Annotated in this window: 17 protein-coding genes and 1 pseudogene; 12 read left to right on the top strand and 6 right to left on the bottom strand. The window is 63.5% G+C overall.

Features of this window, described 5'->3' with window-relative positions; translation table 11 throughout:
• Positions 1-478 precede the first annotated feature (478 nt).
• Positions 479-874: an acyl-CoA thioesterase gene (locus NKI88_RS11170; RefSeq protein WP_023671995.1), complete on the bottom strand. Its 396-nt coding sequence runs from the start codon at positions 872-874 to the stop codon at positions 479-481.
• Between the two features lie 224 nt (positions 875-1098).
• Between NKI88_RS11170 and NKI88_RS11165 the strand changes: the two genes are divergently transcribed.
• From NKI88_RS11165 to NKI88_RS11155, 3 genes are read left to right on the top strand one after another with little or no spacing between them, the layout of a single operon-like run.
• Positions 1099-2715 (top strand): GMC family oxidoreductase, encoded by a 1617-nt coding sequence (locus tag NKI88_RS11165; RefSeq protein WP_023724935.1) that lies wholly within the window; start codon positions 1099-1101, stop codon positions 2713-2715.
• Positions 2712-3926, top strand: a complete 1215-nt coding sequence (locus NKI88_RS11160; RefSeq protein WP_352655117.1) for a mandelate racemase/muconate lactonizing enzyme family protein — start codon at positions 2712-2714, stop codon at positions 3924-3926. Before NKI88_RS11165 ends, NKI88_RS11160 begins: the two co-directional genes overlap by 4 nt.
• Complete coding sequence (locus tag NKI88_RS11155) at positions 3923-4840, top strand: NAD(P)-dependent oxidoreductase (protein ID WP_023683741.1); 918 nt, start codon at positions 3923-3925, stop codon at positions 4838-4840. The genes NKI88_RS11160 and NKI88_RS11155 overlap by 4 nt, the downstream gene beginning before the upstream one ends.
• A gap of 92 nt (positions 4841-4932) precedes the next feature.
• On the opposite strand, the gene NKI88_RS11150 is transcribed toward NKI88_RS11155, so the two are convergent.
• Positions 4933-5871 (bottom strand): diacylglycerol/lipid kinase family protein, encoded by a 939-nt coding sequence (locus NKI88_RS11150; protein WP_352655115.1) that lies wholly within the window; start codon positions 5869-5871, stop codon positions 4933-4935.
• Between the two features lie 660 nt (positions 5872-6531).
• Between NKI88_RS11150 and NKI88_RS11145 the strand changes: the two genes are divergently transcribed.
• Entirely contained in the window at positions 6532-6768 is a 237-nt protein-coding gene (locus NKI88_RS11145) for a hypothetical protein (protein ID WP_023733333.1), read from the top strand.
• Between the two features lie 118 nt (positions 6769-6886).
• On the opposite strand, the gene NKI88_RS11140 is transcribed toward NKI88_RS11145, so the two are convergent.
• Positions 6887-7519 carry a hypothetical protein gene (locus tag NKI88_RS11140; protein WP_352655113.1) on the bottom strand — a complete coding sequence of 211 codons (633 nt, stop codon included), beginning with the start codon at positions 7517-7519 and terminating at the stop codon, positions 6887-6889.
• A 287-nt stretch (positions 7520-7806) separates the two neighbouring features.
• Here NKI88_RS11140 and NKI88_RS11135 point away from each other — a divergent pair, with 287 nt between their 5' ends.
• The 3 genes from NKI88_RS11135 (at position 7807) to NKI88_RS11125 (ending at position 8916) form a co-directional block, all read left to right on the top strand.
• Positions 7807-8322: a hypothetical protein gene (locus NKI88_RS11135; RefSeq protein WP_023705887.1), complete on the top strand. Its 516-nt coding sequence runs from the start codon at positions 7807-7809 to the stop codon at positions 8320-8322.
• Between the two features lie 61 nt (positions 8323-8383).
• On the top strand, positions 8384-8521 hold the full coding sequence (locus tag NKI88_RS11130) for a hypothetical protein (RefSeq protein WP_352655111.1): 138 nt from the start codon (positions 8384-8386) through the stop codon (positions 8519-8521).
• Between the two features lie 23 nt (positions 8522-8544).
• The gene (locus NKI88_RS11125; protein WP_352655109.1) at positions 8545-8916 is read left to right on the top strand and encodes a DUF2314 domain-containing protein; all 372 of its coding nucleotides are present in this window, start codon (positions 8545-8547) and stop codon (positions 8914-8916) included.
• Positions 8917-9032: 116 nt separating this feature from the next.
• Here the strand turns inward: NKI88_RS11125 and NKI88_RS11120 are convergent, their stop codons facing one another.
• Together NKI88_RS11120 and NKI88_RS11115 are read right to left on the bottom strand one after the other, a co-directional pair.
• The gene (locus NKI88_RS11120) at positions 9033-10001 is read right to left on the bottom strand and encodes a hypothetical protein (protein WP_352655107.1); all 969 of its coding nucleotides are present in this window, start codon (positions 9999-10001) and stop codon (positions 9033-9035) included.
• Between the two features lie 46 nt (positions 10002-10047).
• On the bottom strand, positions 10048-11094 hold the full coding sequence (locus NKI88_RS11115; protein WP_352655105.1) for a CapA family protein: 1047 nt from the start codon (positions 11092-11094) through the stop codon (positions 10048-10050).
• A gap of 146 nt (positions 11095-11240) precedes the next feature.
• Between NKI88_RS11115 and NKI88_RS11110 the strand changes: the two genes are divergently transcribed.
• The 4 genes and pseudogenes from NKI88_RS11110 (at position 11241) to NKI88_RS11095 (ending at position 17993) form a co-directional block, all read left to right on the top strand.
• Positions 11241-12506, top strand: a complete 1266-nt coding sequence (locus NKI88_RS11110) for a hypothetical protein (protein ID WP_352655103.1) — start codon at positions 11241-11243, stop codon at positions 12504-12506.
• Positions 12507-12628: 122 nt separating this feature from the next.
• The gene (gene uvrB, locus NKI88_RS11105) at positions 12629-15805 is read left to right on the top strand and encodes an excinuclease ABC subunit UvrB (protein ID WP_352655101.1); all 3177 of its coding nucleotides are present in this window, start codon (positions 12629-12631) and stop codon (positions 15803-15805) included.
• 340 nt (positions 15806-16145) lie between these two features.
• Positions 16146-17671: pseudogene (locus tag NKI88_RS11100) on the top strand (ABC-F family ATP-binding cassette domain-containing protein).
• Positions 17672-17819: 148 nt separating this feature from the next.
• Positions 17820-17993, top strand: coding sequence for a hypothetical protein (locus NKI88_RS11095; protein WP_023672009.1), 174 nt, complete (start codon positions 17820-17822; stop codon positions 17991-17993).
• Between the two features lie 49 nt (positions 17994-18042).
• Here NKI88_RS11095 and NKI88_RS11090 read toward each other — a convergent pair whose 3' ends face one another.
• The gene (locus NKI88_RS11090; RefSeq protein WP_352655099.1) at positions 18043-18657 is read right to left on the bottom strand and encodes a glutathione S-transferase family protein; all 615 of its coding nucleotides are present in this window, start codon (positions 18655-18657) and stop codon (positions 18043-18045) included.
• A gap of 220 nt (positions 18658-18877) precedes the next feature.
• Here NKI88_RS11090 and NKI88_RS11085 point away from each other — a divergent pair, with 220 nt between their 5' ends.
• Positions 18878-19306 (top strand): VOC family protein, encoded by a 429-nt coding sequence (locus tag NKI88_RS11085; protein WP_352655097.1) that lies wholly within the window; start codon positions 18878-18880, stop codon positions 19304-19306.
• Position 19307 lies beyond the last annotated feature (1 nt).

Here is a 19307-nt window from a genome sequence, read left to right as displayed (position 1 = left end):
TACGGATTTTGCCGTCGACGACGCGTACCCGGGTTTAACTGGATCCGCCCTTGCATCGTTGGTCACGCCATCGCGACATAGCTGCAGCGTTTCGTTCGCCGGCGCATCATCATTTTGAGGCTGACGAGGTCTTCCGCTGACGGGCCCTCAGGCCTTTGACGCAGGGTTGCTGCAACACACTGCGCCGCACGTCTCTACCCTTGCAGACCGCTGGGCAGTCCGCTCGTTGCCAACGGTCCGGTCGTGCGTGCAGGCAACGCCTGGAAGCTCTTTCCTGATCTCGGTATAAGCGGTCGTGCCAAGCAGGCAGATCACCGCGACGAGGGCCGCCACGAGCCAGCCGTTCAGCATGTGTTGACGCATTGTCTTCCCTCGGCCGCCCGCAGAATCGGATGTGAAGGCAACCATTGGATGTCGCGCAGCGCATCGCCCGCGCGGGGGATGTTACATAAGCGCAAGCTTGGCAGAATCGACGATGTCAACTTTCGGTTGGAATCGGCTTCGGCTTGCCGTCGCTATCCAGCGCCACCATGACGAAATCGGCGTGGGTGACCTTCTCCATCAGGTCGGAGAGGTAGCGTTGCGCCCAGGCCTCGACCTTGAGCGTCATGGAGGTGCGGCCGACGCGCTCGACATGGGTGTAGATGCACAGCGTGTCGCCGATCTTCATCGCCTTGGCGAAGGACATTTCCTTGACAGCCGCCGTCACCACGCGACCCTTGGCCCGCTCGGCCGCACGGATGCCGCAGGCAAGATCCATCTGCGCCATCACCCAACCGCCAAAGATGTCGCCGGCCGCATTTGCATCGGCCGGCATGGCGAGCGTACGCAAGGTCAGATCGCCGATCGGCCGTCCGTCCGCGTAATGCACCATCTGCCGGATCCCCTGAAACGATTGCCCTCGATCCCCTAGCGTCATGGACCCAAGAGGTCAACGCGACGGGCGAGGCTCCCGGCGCAATGTCGGTTCCATGGCAGCTTTTCCGGCCAGGCGTCTCACGGTCGCATTTTTCACAACGCATGCCGGAAGGCACCGCGACTTCGGAAGCCTGCCGCGGATAGGCTGCAGCCAGTTTTGCGGAGCCGCCAACACCAATCATGCAGACCTATGACTTCATCATCGTCGGCTCCGGCTCAGCCGGCTCGGTTCTCGCCGACAGGCTGTCGGCTTCCGGCCGTTACTCCGTGCTGGTGCTGGAAGCCGGCGGCAGCGACCGCCGCTTCTATGTCCAGATGCCGCTTGGCTACGGCAAGACTTTCTTCGACCCCGCGGTCAACTGGAACTACAAGCCCGAGCCGGACCCCGGCCTTGCCGGCAATGTCGACCATTGGCCGCGCGGCAAGCTGCTTGGCGGCTCAAGCTCGATCAACGCCATGGTCTGGATCCGAGGCGCGCGCGAGGATTTTGATGACTGGCGCGATGCCGGCAATCCCGGTTGGGGTTATGACGATCTGTTGCCGGGCTTCAAGGCGCTTGAGGACAATGAGGCCGGCGCCGATAGATGGCGCGGCACCGGCGGGCCGCTGCATATCACCGACACGACGAACGCCGTCCATCCGCTGACCAGGCGCTACCTCGCCGCCGGCCAGCAAGCCGGGCTGCCGCTCAACCCCGACTTCAACGGTGCCGCCCAGGAAGGCGTCGGCACCTACCAGATCTCCACCAAAAACGGCCGCCGCATGTCGGCCGTGCGCGCCTTCCTGCGCCCCGCGATGAAGCGCAAAAACGTCCGCGTCGAGACGAATGCGCTGGCGAGCAGGATCCTGTTCGAGGGCAAGCGAGCCGTCGGCATCGAATATCTGCAGAACGGCGAGACCAAGACGGCGCGGGCTGGCCGCGAAGTCATCCTGTCCGCCGGCTCGATCAACTCGCCGCAGCTCTTGCAACTGTCCGGCGTCGGCCCCTCGTCACTGCTCAAGGGGCTTGGCATCCCGGTCGTCCACGCCAACGAAAATGTCGGCGCGCATCTGCAGGACCATGTCGGCATCAACTATACCTTCAAGGGAAACGTGCCGACGCTCAACCAAATCCTGCGGCCCTGGTGGGGCAAGCTGCTGGTCGGCATGCAGTACATCCTCACCCGCTCCGGCCCGCTGTCGCTGTCGATGAACCATGGCGGCGGCTTCTTCCGAACCGACCCGGCGTTTTCGCGCCCCAACATGCAGCTTTATTTCCAGGCTTTCTCGACCGTCATTCCGAAGAGCGGCGAGCGGCCGATCCTGACGCCGGATCCGTGGCCGGGCTTTTCCATCGGCCTCTCCAACTGCCGCCCGTCCAGCCGCGGCGAGATCATGATCCGCTCCAGCAATCCGCTGGACTATCCCAGGATCGTAGCCAACGCCTATTCCACCAACGCCGATGTCGACGAGATGCTGGCGGCGGTGAAATTCGTGCGCAAGATAGCCTCGATGCCCGCCATGGCCGAGATCATCACTGAGGAGGTTTTGCCGGGCCCATCGATCCAATCGGATGCCGACCTGATCCAGGATTTCAGGAAGCGCTCAGGCACCGTCTATCACCCGGTCTCGACCTGCCGCATGGGGCCGGACGCCGGGGCCGCCGTCGTCGACCCGCGCCTGAAAGTGCACGGGCTCGAAGGTCTGCGTGTCATCGACGCCTCGATCTTTCCCGCCAACATCACCGGCAACACCAACGCCGCCTCGGTCATGACCGGATGGAAGGGCGCCGAACTGGTTCTGGAGGACCAAAAATGAAGATCACCGACGTCAAGACCTGGGTAGTCGGCAACCCGCCGCCCGGCATCGGCGGCAAGTATTTCATCTTCGTCAAGCTGACCACCGATGGCGGCGTGGTCGGTTACGGCGAGGCCTACAACGCCACCTTCTCGGCTCACATAACGGCCAAGCTGGTCGAGGACATGGCCGAGCGTTACCTGATCGGCCACGATCCGCATGACATCGAGACCTTCTTCCGCCGCGCCTATTCCTCAGGATTTACCCAGCGCCCCGACGTTACCGGCATGGGCTGTTTCTCGGCGCTGGAAATGGCCTGCTGGGACATTGTCGGCAAGGAAGCCAACAAGCCGGTCTACAAATTGCTCGGCGGCCAGGTGCATGAGACGCTGCGCTCCTACACCTATCTCTATCCGCACACCGGCAGCGTCCATTCGGAAGACGCGCCGGACGGCAGGAACGTCTACAATGACCCCGAATTGGCGGCCGCCTGCGCGCTCGAATATGTCGAGCAGGGGTTCAACGCCGTCAAGCTCGACCCGGCCGGACCTTATACCGCCTTCGACGGCCACCAGCCGCGCCTGATCGACATCGATGTCTCCACCCGCATGGTCAAGGCGATCCGCGAAGCGGTCGGCACCCGCGCCGATATTCTGTTCGGCACGCATGGCCAGTTCACCGCGTCGGGTGCGCTGCGCATGGCACGAGCCATCGAGCCCTACGATCCCTTGTGGTTCGAAGAGCCGGTCCCGCCGGACATGCCCGAAGTGATGGCGCATGTCGCCCGCGGCACCTCGATCCCGATCGCCACCGGCGAGCGGTTGACCACGAAGTTCGAATTCGCTCGCGTGATCGAGAACCGCGCCGCCACCATCCTGCAACCGGACCTTGGCCGCTCAGGCGGCATTCTCGAAACCAAGAAGATCGCCGCCATGGCCGAGGCCTACCACATCCAGATCGCGCCGCACTGCTATTGTGGGCCGATCGTTGGCGCCGCCAACATCCAGCTGGCGGTGACGCTGCCCAATTTCCTCATCCTGGAATCGCTGAAGCAGTGGGACGGCTTCCACGCGACACTGCTCAAGAAGAAGATCGAATGGCAGGACGGCAATGTCATTCCATCGAAGGAGCCGGGCCTCGGCGTCGAGCTGGACGAAGCGGTCTGCGACGCGCATCCCTACACCGGCAAGGACCTGCATTTGCAGATGATGCAAACGCCGCTGATGCCGTGAGCGAACGCTACGCCTTCATCGGCCTTGGCCATCTCGGCGGCAACCTTGCCGCCAGCCTGTTGCGCAACGGTTTTGTCGTCATCGTCTTCGACCGCGACCCCGCCGCCGTCGAGCGCCTCGTGGCGCTCGGCGCCACGGCCGCGACCAGCCCGGCCGAAGCGGCGGCACAGGCCGGCAATGCCATTACTTGCCTGCCCTCGCCCAAGGTCAGCGAAGCGGTGCTGGCGAATGCCGGCGGCCTGCTCGAGGGTCTGCCCAGGGGCGGCTCCTGGATCGAGATGTCGACCAACGGCCGCGACGAGATCCTGCGCCTAGCCGCCCTCGCCGCGGCCAAAGGCATCGAGACGCTGGAGTGCCCGGTCACCGGCGGCGTGCATCTGGCCGCGGTCGGAAAGATCACCGCGCTTGTCGGCGGCGATGCTGCGCTTTACGAGCGCCATCGTCCGGCCATCGAAGCGATGTGCGCAAAGTCGTTCCTGATGGGTCCGGTCGGCTCGGCGGCGGTGATCAAGGTGATCACCAACATGCTGGCCTTCATCCATCTCGTCGCCGCCGGCGAGGCGCTGATGTTGGCCAAGCAAGGCGGCCTCGACCTCGCGCAATCCTACCACGCCATCGTCGCCTCCTCCGGCAACAGCTTCGTCCATGAGACCGAAAGCCAGCTCATCCTCAACGGCTCCTACGACATTGGCTTCACCATGGACCTGGCACTGAAGGACCTCGGCTTTGCGCTTGCGATGGGCAGGGAGTTCAGACTGCCACTCCAACTGGCGCCGCTTGTGAGTGAGATTTTCCTGATGGGCAAACAGGAATATGGCGGCGGCGCCTGGTCGACCCAGATCGTCAAACTGCTCGAGGATGCCGTCGACATGGATCTGCGCGCGCCCGGTTTCCCAGCCAAGCTGGAAAGCTAAGCCGGGTAAATATGTCCTGCGATTTCATGCCCTTGGCCGGTTCGCCGGAATCGCCGCTCAAACCACCTGAATCAATCCCTCAACGCCTTGATTCAATATCTCAGCGTCAGCGCTCCGGGCAGGATCTCAAACGTCGCGGGTATACGCCCCGGCGACTCGCCGTCTATGTCGACCAGCGCGCTATTCTTCTCGACATCGCCGATCGGTTCGACCACCACTTTCCGGCCGCGCAGGATGGTGATGGCGGGATGGTTACGATGCCGTCCGCCATAGAGCAGGCGGATGTCCCAGATCAGCTTGAGCTTGCCGGCCGCGCACAGGATGACGATGTCGAACTGGCCGTCGGCGAGTTCGGCGTCCGGGGCGATCATCATGCCGCCGCCGAAGAACTTTCCGTTGGCGACCGCCACCAGCGCCATGCGCGCCTCGACCGGGGTGCCATCGTCGACGGTGATCCGGACATCCTGGAAGCGGTAGCGGATGAACTCGACCACGGTGCGCCAGAAAAACAGCGCCTTGGCCGACATCCTGCCCTTGCGCTTGTCGGCATTGACCGCACGGTCCGTGGCGCCGGACAGGCCGAGGCTGGCGATATTGATGAAGTGCCGGCTGGCCAGCGCGCCATGGTCGTCGATGTAGCAGATGCGCCCGGCATCGACCTTGCGCGCCTTGGCTTCGGCGATCCGCTTCAGCACCGCATCCACCTCTTTCGGCAGCCCGAGCCCGCGCGCGAAATCGATGCCGGTGCCGCAAGGCAGCAAGGCAAGTTCGGTTGTCCGGCCGCTCTCATCGAATGCCTGCAGCAATCCGTCGGCCACCTCGCTGGCGGTGCCGTCGCCGCCGGCCGCGATCACCAGCTCGAAGCCGCTTGCCGCGAGGTCGAGCGCCAGCCTTTCGGCGTCGCCCTCGGCCTGCGTCTCGCGCAGCTCGAATTCGCCGAAATGCTTTTTCAGCGATGCGGCGACCTCCGGCCAATGCCGTTTCAGCCGGCCGCCGCCGGCAATCGGATTGAGCACCACCCCGACTTTCAATACGCACCCTCCCCGCACCGAGCCGATAGGCTCGATGCTTTGCCTGCATTGAAGCCCGCGCCAGCCGGCGGAGCAAGGGGCACAGCCGATCAGGCGCCAAAAAGCGGGCGGGCTGTCTAATGCAGCTGGAGTCGAAATTCCGAGCTTTGTGGCAAACCGTCCCCGATAATCCCGTTATCCACAGGCTCACGCCCATTCCCCAAAACCCTTACCCGGCGTAAGTTTAACCCATCTCAGGCGGCTACCGATCGTCGCGCCGAAAGGCAAAGCGAAAAGGCGGATTTCCTGAGGCCCGTACGGCCCGAAGCGAGAGCAGGCTTGCTTGTTCGAGGGACGGATGCCGAGACCTACGGGGCCGCGGAAAGCGTGCGAACGCCAACGGCGGACCGATGCTGCCATGAAGGACGGCGAAAACCTTCGATGGCGCGCCGAACGAAGCTCGCAAGGGTGGAGAACGGCGTGGTCTGGAACGGGCACTGCCCTCGGGCGGTGACTGGCAGGACCGTCAAAATCAAGGCCGGCATGGCGCGACGACTTCACGGAAGTTGCTGCCGCGACCGTGTCCTGATCTGACAGGGAGGCGCTGGGAGAAATCCCGGCGCCGACTGTCTTTTGGGCCAAGGTCCGGTCGGCGAAGCGACGCGTGAAGAAGCCGATACTTTGCTGGAACGCGATTTCGGCGCTGACGGAACCATCTTCATCACCAGGCGCGATCAGCAATTCACCGACATGATCCCGCGCCTGATCGACAGAGGCGTGTCCTTCGTCGAGATCGGTGGCAATGACGCGATCATGCTCACCGTGCTTTCGGCGGCAGATTTCGCTCCGCCCGAAGGCGCCCGGGCGCTGTTCAGCCAACCGTTCCGATCGATCCGGCCACCCGTCGCACCGGGCTGATCGTCGCCGTGCGCAAGCTGCACATCGTGCTGCCGGCGCTGTTCGAAGCAGGCGCGAGGCTGGAGCGCGTCTACAACTGAAGCCGCGCCCTGCACCGCGGCCTGCCCGGCGGGCCAAGCTAGTTCTTCGGGCCGATGCCCGGGATCAAATTGAGGCCAGCGTTTATATATTCCGGCCGTATGGCGCCGCTGATGAGCGTGAAGGTGGCGAGCATGATGCTGGCCAGCGCACCGTCATGCCATGGCCTGAGGGCCAGCGCGTTGACGGCATAGGCCCAGAATGGGAAGGCGAGCATCGACATGACGATGTTGGCTCCCGGAGCCTCCGCATCGTCCGCTGAATCGCTGACCGATTTCAGATACACCGGCGTCATCGCCAGCGCGACGATCAACATGATCCATGAAATGGTCCAGACGCTGATACCGGCCATTTCAATCTTATAGATGGCTGCCTGCACCTTACCCGGAATGTCCCCCGGATTGCCTTTGGTCTCTTCCGCCACCGCATCGGTCAACGCCTTGGCAACCGGCTGCTCGGTGGCATTGACCAGGATGGAGTTGACGAAGATGAAAAATGCCACGACTTCGGCAGGCACGTACTTCGCAACCCGGTCGAGATAGCCGTCGCCGCCTTTCGATCCTTGATCTTCTTGCTTGTCATCGTCGACGCCGAGCGGAGCATCGCCTGGAAGGCCCTCGAGCGTTGAATCCCTTTTCGGCACAGGCTCGGCGGACCGGACAATTCTTCCCATGACAAACCCCTCCTATATTGTTGTATCGCCCCGTGAGTATCGTAGTAGAAAACCGGGCCAAGAAACAGTTGTCGCGGCCATAGCCGACAAGATTTATTCAGGCTTCTTCCTGCAAATGCATCACGCCCCCGCCATATCTGCTACCGGGTGTCTCGAAATCCACCTATAGTGAGCCGTACCCGAAAAACGCATCCCCCCGGCTCATCGCGTGATCGCGGCCAAAATCCCGCCTTGTTCGCGCGCGATGGAAGGACTGGCTGCCGGGGGGCAATCCGAAGGACAAGACCGTGATCAAGACCGCCCTTGTCGCCATGACCATTGTCGGCTGCGACTGCGACGCCAAGCTTTGCGAATATATCGGCGAGACGCCGGCGAAGTGGGCGACTATCGCCGACTGCGAAGCGGCGATGAAAAGCCAGATGCTGCACCAGAAGAACTTCGACTATCCGCTGGTCTCTGGCATCTGCCGCAGCAAGGGGTCGGCGTCTTCTTCGCAACTGGCCGCGGCCGCATCCCGCCCGGAACTGAAGCCGGCCAGCCGGAATGTCCAAACCCCGTTGCCGCCGGAACTGAGCCATCGGCCGAGCGTTCCCGTCGGCTCCCCGACGACGGCCATGGAGGCAGCAGCGGTACGGCCCGTCGCCTACGAGCAAGTGGTCGATGGCGGAACAGGCGTGCTCTACCGCACCAGGAACGGCTACGCCGTGGTCAAGACAGATCTCGGCCGCGTCGCGTCGGCAACGGTCGGCATGGCCAAGCGGTCCGCGAACTGGCTGGCAGGGCTGGTGCCGAGCGGGTTGTGAGCGGCCTGCCGCCGGACCATACCACGCTGTCGCACTGCCGTTGAAAACTCCAGATAGATGCATGATGGTGTCAGGCATCGACACGCAGGAGCGCCATTTCATGAAGCATGCAGTTCGAACCATGCTGTCCCTGATGCTGGCGTTGGCGCCGATTCCGGCCGGTGCGCAGGATTCCGGCCAGGGGGCGACAAGGTTGTAGGGGTCGCCAGGGACGATCCGGACATGGCGGCGGCCATTGCGCAGGCGCGCGCCAGCCTCGATGAATACCTGTCCTTGTCGGATGCGCCGCCAGCCGGGACAACCAGCTACAAATTGAAAGTCGAGGTCAGGGACGGAGACGCCTCGGAGCATTTCTGGATCATCCCCTTCCACAAGACCTCGACCGGATTTGCAGGAACATTGGCCAATGAGCCGCAAGCGGTGCACAATGTCGTGGCCGGCCAGGAACTCGAATTTAACCGGGACGATATTTCCGACTGGGGCTACACCAAAAACGGTCGCCAGGTCGGCAGCTTCACCGTCTGCGTGATGTTCAAGACGATGGCGCAAGAAGACGTCGAATATTATCGCCAGAACTACGGCTTCGCCTGCTGACGCGCGGCAGCCTGGCTAATGCATGCGCCCAAACAGGACCGCCGTTTTGGGGCAACGATATGCATGAAAACAAGACCTGAAGCGCGTCGCATGAATTCGTTTCGACGCGCGGCGCTTTAGGCCTCGCCATCCGTCGCGCCGATCTTGCGCACCAGCGCCGCGGTCGCCAAGATCGCGCCCATATCGGCGATCATCGGCGCGATGTGCTTGGTGTAATCGAGTGGCACGGAAATGGCGGGCAGTTCGAAGAAATTCTTCGGCTGCGGCAAGAGCAGGAAACCATCGCTGCCATTAAGTGCCACCCGCGCCGGATCATCGCGCCATGTCTCGTGCAGCCATTTCAGCGCCTGCGCCAACCGGCCGCTCACCAGCGGCTGCGCGGCGGCGACATTGTCGGTGCGAAATTCGTAGTCGCCGTCGAGCAGCGGATCGCCGCTGGACAGTTCCTGCATCTTGCCGGCGAAGATGCCGCGGAAGAAACCGACCACCGCGTTGCTGCGGCGCGTCGCGACCAATATGCCGGGGAACGGCGCAATGGTCTCGAAGGCGACGACAACGCCCTTGAAGACCGTCGACGAGCCTTTGCCCGACCCTTGGCGCAACTCCGCCTCGTAAAGCTCGAAGGGAAAATCCTCGTAGCGGCCTGACACGATGTCGTCGAAGCTCTGCCGGTTGAAGGCGCCGACCACGGCGCGCGGCAGCCGGTCGAAGGAATTCGGCGTCACGCTGTGCTGATAGCGCACATCCCTGATGAAGCCGAAGATGATCGGCAGCAGCGTGTCACGGAACGATTGCTGCAGCCGCGTCGCCGGCCTGTTCGCCAGGAAGTACAGCAGCAGCGCCGCGAAGAAACCGCCGACATAGAGGAACACATGCGGCGTCGAGAACCATTGCTCGTTCAAGTCGGCGACCTTGTTGAACAGCCAGGCCACCAGCACGACAAAAACCAGCAGCAGCCCCAGAAACACCGGCACCCGCCAGCGCACCTGGCGGTAGGCCGAAGCCCGTCCAGCCTCATAGATCTCGATATTCTTCCTGATGCCGGCGACCACCGCTTCATCAGGCATGAACTCAGCTGCTTCCATCGCCCCCTCGCGAAGTCCGTTTATGCCTATAATAGCGGGAAAGTCGTCAGTCGCCAAAGATCGCCTTCAGCCTGGCTTCGACCTTGCCCTTCATCCGGCCAGTCAGCGCCTCGACCGGAACCAGCCGCTCATGCCCGCCTGCGCGCAACCGCATGAAGGGATGCATCCGGTAGCCGGCGATCGCACCGCGCTTGCCGAGATCGGCGCTGACATCGACGACGAAAATGCCGGCGATGCGGCCGGGCCAGGGCTGCCGCGCCAGCGCCGTGCCGAGGAAGTCGCCAAGCCCGTAAGCCACGAGCGTCTTGCCGACCCATTGCACCGGCTGCACGACATGGGCGTGGTGCCCGGCAATCAGCCCCACGCCGTGACCGGCCAGCAACCTCGCCAGCGTTTGCGTTTGCGGCTGCGGAAAATGCCGGAACTCCCAGTCCCAGTGCGGCACCGCACAGGTGAGATCGGTGTTCTTGTCGGCCGCGCCTCTCGGCCATGCCGCCGGATCGCTTTGCATCGAGACAAGCTCGGTGAATGGCCCGGCGTCGCCATTACGCCACAGTGTGAAGGCGGCAAAGCCGATCGTCAGCGGCCCGGCCTTGACCTGCTCGACCGGTCCTTTTTTCGCGGTGCCGATGGTGCGGATTCCAAGCCGCTTCAACGCCGCAACGGTCTCGTCGAAACCGGCGACGCCCTGGTCGAGCACATGGTTGTTGGCCAGCGACAGCACGAGCTTTTCACGCGCGATGCCTACGGCGGCAAGCGCCGCGGCAAGAAACCGCTCGCTCATCGCATGGTGAGTGCCAAGCCGCGTGCCAAACGCCACGCTCGGCCGCTCGACGACCGGACTTTCGCAATTGCCGATCACCAGATCGGCTGAGCCCAAGAGCTTTGCGATTTCCGGATCGCACTCCGGCGCACTACGGTTGGCCACCGCCGAAATATCGCCGACAAAGGCCAGCCGCACCTTCCGCCCCGGCGGCGGATCGATGATCGTCGTCGCCGCCCTCGGTGCAAAATCCCTGACATCGCCGCCGAGAGATGGTTTCAGGAAGCGCGGCAGCCATGACAGTTTGTAGGAAAGCGGATAGTTCGACACGCGACGCCCAATCGTTTGCCCAATCGGTTAGCTTGTGTAGACGGTCTGCCCGGGAAGTGTCGACCGTCAGTCCTTGAACACTGCCGCCGGCAGACACGGCGCCAAATGCGTGTAATGTCTGCGCAATGGCATAGTGGAGGAATGAGATGACACGTTTTGCAGGCCTGCTGGCGTCCGCCTTCCTCCTGTTGCTGCCTTTATCTTCGGCCCACGCCGCCGCGCCCGAAGCAGCGACCGCGCTGTTCGAGGCCAAAACGGTGGCTGAGCGCAACCGTGCGCTCACAACGCTTGAGTCTGCAGCGAAAGGCGATCCGGCGTCAGCCTACGCCGCCGGCGCCGGCGAATTCTTCACCGCCCTGGAAATCCTGGCCGGCGGCCTGCACCGCCACGGGTTCGAAAGCCCGCAATCCTTCATGCTGCCGCTGATGCGGCTGCCGGTTCCGGACAATCCCAATCCCGAACCGCTGACCTATGAGCAGTTCCGCGCCATCCTGGTCGCCTTTCGCGACCGGTTGGAACGGTCGGCGGCGACACTGGGTTCGGTGCCCGCGGGAGCCGATATCGGCATGGTCGTCGACCTCACCCATGCCGGCATCGATCTCAACGAGGACGGCAGTATCACGCCGGATGAAAGCATCGCGGCGGTCATGGCCGCGCTGTCGCGCGGCGGTATCTCGTCGGACGGCGCCGCTCCCTCGCTCACATTCCGCTTCGATCGGGCCGACGGTTTCTGGCTGAAGGGCTATGCCGAATTCCTGATGGCGCAGGCCGATTTCTGGCTGGCGCATGATTTCAGGACCATGTTCGACGGCTCGTTCCACATGCTGTTTCCGCGCGCCAAACTGCCGCTGCAGGACATTCTCGTGCCTCCCGCCGGGGACATGGGCAGCAGCATCTTCTCATCGGAATGGCGCATCGCGGATTTCATCTCCATGGTTCACCTCGTCAACTGGCCGGTGGTCGAGCCCGAGCGACGTCAAGCGGCGCGCCGCCATCTGCTCGAAATGATCCGGCTGTCGCGCCAGGACTGGAAGGCGATCCGCGCCGAGACCGACAATGACCGCGAATGGTTGCCGGGACCGCAGCAGAAGGGCGAGAACCCGCTCACCGGGCTCGAAGTCGGCGAGGAGCAGGTCGAGGCCTGGCTCGCCACTCTGACCATGGCCGAAGACCTTTTGGAAGGCCGCAAGCTGCTGCCGCATTTCCGCATCACGGCCAGCACCGGCCAGGGCATCAACATGAAGCGTTTCTTCGAAGAACCGAAGCCTTTCGACCTCGTGCTGTCGATTACCGGCCCGGCCATCGCGCCCTACCTCGAGAGCGGTGAGATCGTGACCAGCGGCGAGTTCGACCAGATCCAGCGTCAGTTCGGTGGCGGTGGGTTTTTGACCTTCGCGCTGTGGTTCAATTGAGCAGGTGGCCCGGCTTCGCGTAACACAGCTCCTGACACCCTTGTGTCAGGAGCTTCGACCCGCTTAGCGCCCTTCGCCACTGCACTCTTTCCATTTTGGCGGACTCTGCCCATATTTGGGGCATGGCCAAACTCCCTGACAAAAAGACACCGTCTCCGGCGGGTGACAACGGCGCTTCGCCGCCGAAGCGGCGCAGCCCGCTGACCGATTTCCTCGATGCCTCGGAGCCTCTGCACAGAGGCGGCTTCGCCGAGGCGCCGCAGGCCGACTTCACCGGCACGCCGCTGACCGGCTCGATTGCCGACTGGGCCGAGCAGATCGAGCAGGAGGCCGAGAAGGAAGGCCGTCTCACCGGTAAGGGCGATGGCAAATCACCAACGTCCGCGAAGAAGATCCCGGAGCGGTCCGCTGCGCCCAGCCGCAGTTCGCGCGGGACCTCGATGGGTGGCGCGGCAACGGCGCGCGAGCGCACCGCCGCCGGCCTCAACCCGGTCGCCGGTCTCGACATCTCGCTGGAAGACGCCGAGACGATGGCCTCGGGCAGCGTCACCGCGACGGTCGCGGCGCTGTCGGCGCTGATCGAATCCGGCAACCCGCTGCACAAGGACGGCGTGCTGTGGACGCCGCACCGCCCTGCCCGCCCGGAAAAATCCGAAGGCGGCATCGCCATCAAGATGGTGTCGGATTTCGAGCCGGCCGGCGACCAGCCGACCGCCATCAAGGATCTTGTCGAGGGCGTCGATAACAATGACCGCACCCAGGTACTGCTCGGCGTCACCGGCTCCGGCAAAACCTTCACCATGGCCAAGGTGATCGAGCAGACGCAACGCCCTGCCTTGATCCTGGCGCCCAACAAAACGCTGGCCGCGCAGCTCTATTCCGAGTTCAAGAAATTCTTCCCAGACAATGCGGTGGAGTATTTCGTCTCCTATTACGACTACTACCAACCGGAAGCCTACGTTCCGCGCACCGACACTTTCATCGAGAAGGAATCCTCGATCAACGAGCAGATCGACCGCATGCGCCATTCGGCGACGCGTTCGCTGCTCGAGCGCGACGACGTCATCATCGTCGCCTCGGTGTCCTGCATCTACGGTATCGGCTCGGTCGAGACCTACACGGCGATGACCTTCCAGATGCAGATCGGCGATCGGCTCGACCAGCGGGCGCTGCTCGCCGACCTCGTCGCCCAGCAGTACAAGCGCCAGGACATCAATTTCGTGCGCGGCTCGTTCCGCGTGCGCGGCGACACGATCGAAATCTTCCCGGCCCACCTTGAGGACCGCGCCTGGCGCATCTCGATGTTCGGCGACGAGATCGAGGCGATCACCGAGTTCGATCCGCTCACCGGCCAGAAGACCGGCGAGCTGAAGAGCGTCAAGATCTACGCCAACTCGCACTATGTGACGCCGCGTCCAACGCTCAACCAGGCGATCAAGTCGATCAAGGAGGAGCTCAAGCACCGGCTGGTCGAGCTCGAGCGCGCCGGCCGCCTGCTGGAGGCACAGCGGCTCGAACAGCGCTGCCGCTTCGATCTTGAGATGCTGGAAGCCACCGGCTCCTGCGCCGGCATCGAGAACTATTCGCGCTATCTCACGGGACGCCAGCCGGGCGATCCGCCGCCGACTTTGTTCGAATATATCCCGGACAATGCGCTGGTCTTCATCGACGAAAGCCACGTCACCGTGCCGCAGATCGGCGGCATGTATCGTGGCGACTTTCGGCGCAAGGCGACGCTGGCGGAGTATGGTTTTCGCCTGCCCTCCTGCATGGACAACCGTCCGCTGCGCTTCGAGGAATGGGACGCCATGCGACCGCTCTCCGTCGCGGTTTCTGCGACACCCGGCGCCTGGGAGATGGAACAGGCCGGCGGCGTGTTCGCCGAGCAGGTCATCCGCCCGACCGGCCTGATCGATCCGCCGGTCGAAGTCCGCCCGGCGAAAAGCCAGGTCGACGATGTCGTCGGCGAAATCCGCGACACCACGGCCGCCGGCTACCGCACGCTGGTCACCGTTTTGACCAAGCGCATGGCCGAAGACCTGACCGAATATTTGCATGAGCAAGGCGTGCGCGTTCGCTACATGCACTCCGACATCGACACGCTGGAGCGCATCGAGATTCTGCGCGATCTCCGCCTCGGCGCTTTCGACGTGCTGGTCGGCATCAACCTGCTGCGCGAAGGCCTCGACATTCCTGAATGCGGTTTCGTCGCCATCCTCGACGCCGACAAGGAGGGCTTCCTGCGCTCCGAGACGTCGCTGATCCAGACCATCGGTCGCGCCGCCCGCAACGTCGACGGCAAGGTCATCCTCTATGCCGACCAGGTCACCGGCTCGATGGAGCGGGCGATGGCCGAGACCAACCGCCGCCGCGAAAAGCAGATGGAATGGAACGCGGCCAACGGCATCACCCCGGAATCGGTGAAGTCGCGCATCTCCGACATTCTGGACTCGGTCTACGAGAAGGACCATGTCCGCGCCGATATCTCGCAGTTCACCGACGGCGCCGGTGCGATGATGGGCAACAATCTCAAGGCTCATCTCGACGCCATGGAAAAGCAGATGCGCGACGCCGCCGCCAATCTCGACTTCGAGAAGGCCGCCCGCATCCGTGACGAGATCAAGCGGCTGCGCGAGATGGAACTGTCCATCTCGGAAGACCCGCTGGCCAAATACGCCGACATGGAAAGCCCGGTCTCCGGCCGCGAGAAGGGCAAGCACAACAAGGGCGTGGCCAAGCACCGTACGGCTGAGGAACAGGAGCGTTTCCGCAAGTTCGACGACGCACGCGCGGCTGAAGAGGCGGCCAGGGCTGCCCGGTCCAACCTCTTCCGCAAGCCGGCGCTCGACGAAATGGGTGCCGAGGGCGCCGTGCCGGTGAAGAAGCCGCTATTTGCCAAGCCGTCGATCGACGATATGGGGCCTGGTACCGACATGCCGACGCCGTCAGGCGCGGTGTCGCGCTCGCTGTTCAAGAAACAGTCGGCGCAGGAAGCGCACGGCTCCGACTTCGGCATTCCGGGCGGCGCCACCAAGCCACTGTTCAAGAAGAATTCGCTCGACGAGATGACCGTGCGGCGCACGGAAAAGCCGGTCGAAGGGAAAGTGCCGGCCAAGCCCCAGCCAATCTCCCCCCGAGTGGAGGAGATGCCCGGCAGGGCAGAGGGGGGCGCGAAGGAACGCGACGTTTCCCCAAAGCCATTCGTTCGCCAGCGCGCCGGCATCGGCTCCTACGAAGACCCAGGCGACGCCCGCCGCGAAAAGCGCCGGCCGGGCAAGACGGGACGGCCGGGGAAATAGCACCTCTTTCCTTCTCCACTTGTGGGAGAAGGAAAGAGCGCTCCACCACCGCCGCATCCGTCGCCCACTTGCCTCCACCCCCGCCTTTGGTGTAATCGCTCCACACACTCAAAGTTTTGTCTTGAAAGGAGGGCTGCGTGTCTATCGATCACCATCATCAGCGTGGCCCGATTTCTGCCCTGCGAGTTCGCTTGCAGGGTTGACCAGGGACATTACGGGTTTTTTCCCGTTTCGATTTTTTGGTCTGCCTTTCGTGGTGCGCAAAGCTGAGCCTGATGGCCGGCAAGCACACCGTCAAAGTGCATCCGGAGTTGTCTCCGGCGAGACCAGAGAAATCACAATGGCCCTGATCAGCCTCAAATCCCTCGGTGTCACCATGAGTGCGCCGCTGTTTTCCAACCTCGATCTCACCATCGGCACCGGCGACCGGCTCGGCATCGTTGCCGCCAATGGCCGCGGCAAGTCGACCTTGCTCAAATGCCTGACCGGCGCGCTGGAGCCGACCTCGGGCGACATTTCTCGCACGCGCGGCCTGCGTGTCGGCCATGTCGGGCAGTCGGTTCCGCCTGCCCTTCTTAGCCGCACCTTCCATCAGGTGGTGGCCGATGCCTTGCCGGCCGAGCAGGCCGACAGCGAGATGTGGCGCGTCGATGTGGTGCTGGATTCGCTCGACGTGCCCGAGCCGATGCGCGAACGGCCGATGCAGGCGCTGAGCGGCGGATGGCAGCGGCTGGCGCTGATCGCCCGCGTCTGGGTCACCGATCCGGATGTGCTTTTGCTCGATGAGCCGACCAATCATCTCGACCTCGCCAAGATCAGCCAGCTGGAAAGCTGGCTAATCGCGCTCCCCGCGAGGTGCCGGTGGTCATCGCCAGTCACGACCGCGCCTTTCTCGACGCCGTCACCAACCGCACGCTGTTCTTGCGCCCGGAGGACTCGCCGGTGTTTGCACTGCCCTATTCCAAGGCCAGGCAAGCGCTCGACGACCTGGACGCTTCGACGGCGCGCCGGTTCGAGCGCGACATGAAGGTGGCGCAGCAGCTGCGCAAGCAGGCCGCCAAGCTCAACAACATCGGCATCAATTCCGGCAGCGACCTTTTGACGGTGAAGACCAAGCAACTCAGGGAACGGGCGGAGAAGCTGGAAGACGCCGCGGTATCGGCGCATCGCGAGAAATCGGCCGGCGCGATCCGACTGGCCAACCGCGGCACCCATGCCAAGGTGCTGATTACGCTGGACGACGCCGCGGTGGAAACGCCGGACGGCATGCTGCTGTTCAAGACCGGCAAGCGCCACATTTGCCAGGGCGATCGCATTGTGCTGCTCGGCCGCAACGGCGTCGGCAAGTCGCGTTTCGTCGATCTGATCCGCAACGCCATCGCCGAGCCGGACACGGTGCCGAACGTCAATGTGACGCCATCGACGGTGCTCGGTTACAGCGACCAGGCGCTGGCCGGCATCAGTGGCGACGAGACCCCGCTGGCCCTGGTCTCGCGCCGCTACGATGTCGGCGAGCAACGCGCCCGCTCGCTGCTTGCCGGCGCTGGCGTGGTCATTGAGATGCAGGAGAAAAAGATCGGTGTGCTGTCCGGCGGTCAGAAGGCGCGGCTGATGATGCTGGCGCTCAGGCTCACCCACCCCAACTTCTACCTGCTGGACGAGCCGACCAACCATCTCGACATCGACGGCCAGGAAGCGCTGGAGGAGGAACTGCTCAAGCACCAGGCGAGCTGTGTGCTCGCCTCGCATGACCGCTCCTTCATCCGCGCCGTCGGCAACCGCTTCTGGCTGGTCGACAAGCGGAAGCTGACCGAAGTCGAAGACCCCGAGGATTTCTTCCGCTCGGTGGCTGAAACAGCGGGCTGAGGAACTACCACCATGGGCCGCACCGTGTTGCGGTCCATGCTTTCGCATCTCCCGCAAATATTTTCAGCGTTCTGTCGGATCGGCTGAACCTGCTGCGTCCTTGGGATGCCGACACGATGATGCCGGCTTTATCTGAGGAGAACGCATCATGTCCATTTTGTCATCCATAGGCCGCGTCGCCGCCCGTTACGCACAGAACCGCGCCCGCTATCGCAGCGAGCGCGAGCTTCTGGCCCTGCCGATCGAACTGCGCAAGGATATCGGCTGGCCGGAAATCCTCATCGACGCGCAAAACGGCCCGCGGATCTGCAGGGCGCCCTGACCATGCGGTCGGGAAAGATCGATGCAGGCCGCCGCGGCGCGACCGTTGCTCAGTCATGCGTATCGCCAGACAGCGGCGTCGCCTGCATCGATCGACGCTTTTCGAACGCCTCGAACCAGCGCGTCAGCCGCGCCCGCGCGCGAAAGGACGGCAGCTGGCGGAACGCCATCCAGGACAGCGTGGTGGCAAGCGCTATATGGCCGACATGGAGCGATGTCTCGTCGTCCAGCGCGCTTTCGATCCAGTCATAGCTGGCCTCGATTTTTTCCCGGTAGCCTTCGGCAAGCGCTGCATAGCGCAACTGTTCGGGCCGCCTTTCCGTCTCCCAGCGCAGGCCTATGCCCGTCTGCGCCAGGCCTTGGGCGACGGCCTGCAGCCGCAACGCCTGCCAGCGCGCTTCGCCGTCCTGCGGCAGCAATTTGCGGCCGTCATGCAGCGTATCGAGATAGGTGCAGATGACATCGGAGTCGAAGAGCGGCGGCGCATCCGGCCGCAGCAGCACCGGCACCTTGCCGAGCGGGTTTTCGGCGTAGACACGGGCATTGCGCAAGGTCGGGCTGGTCTCGTGATGAATGACCTCGAGCCGGTCGGCAAGCCCGACTTCATGGGCGAAGACGAGCGCCTTGCGCGCAAAGGGCGAATGGGTCTGGTAATAGAGGATCATTGTCGTCTCAGCGGGTTGGAGAAGCAGTCCCCTTTTCTAGCCTGCTCATACCGAGGATTGCGCTCTGATTGGGCGCCGCCGACGCAAGTTCATTTCACCCCAAAAATCGCATCGGCCCAAAAAATCGCATCAGACATGTAGGATTGCCGCCGCCTCGTTCGTCCTGAGGTTCGCAAAGGCCAGACCAAGCGCCCAGACCAAACCCAAAGAGGAACAAGACATGACCGACCAGACCCCCATTCAGCCGGCCGCGAAAGTTCTCGGTGGATTGACCCCCTATCTGCAGCTGGACGGCGCCTTCAAGGCCGCCGAATTCTACAAGAAGGCCTTCGGCGCCGAGCAGGTGTTCTTCTATCCGCCCGATGAGCAGGGCCGCACCATGCACATCCATCTCCACATCAACGGCTCGACGCTGATGATTTCCGATTTCTACCCCGAAAACGGCATGCCTGCCGTCAAGCCCCAGGGCTATACCATGCAGCTCCATCTCGGCGCCGACGAGATCGAAGGCTGGTGGAAGCGCGCGGTCGATGCCGGCTGCGAAGTCGCAGTGCCGCTGCAGCTGATGTTCTGGGGCGACCAGTGGGGCAACATGCGCGATCCCTTCGGGGTCGAATGGGCGATGAACGCGCCGGCGAAGAAAGACTGAC

Source organism: Mesorhizobium sp. M0317 (genome assembly GCF_040321555.1).
Lineage (GTDB): Bacteria > Pseudomonadota > Alphaproteobacteria > Rhizobiales > Rhizobiaceae > Mesorhizobium.
The sequence above is the reverse complement of the archived record's forward strand: the minus strand, read 5'-3'. Positions and strand labels throughout refer to the sequence as shown.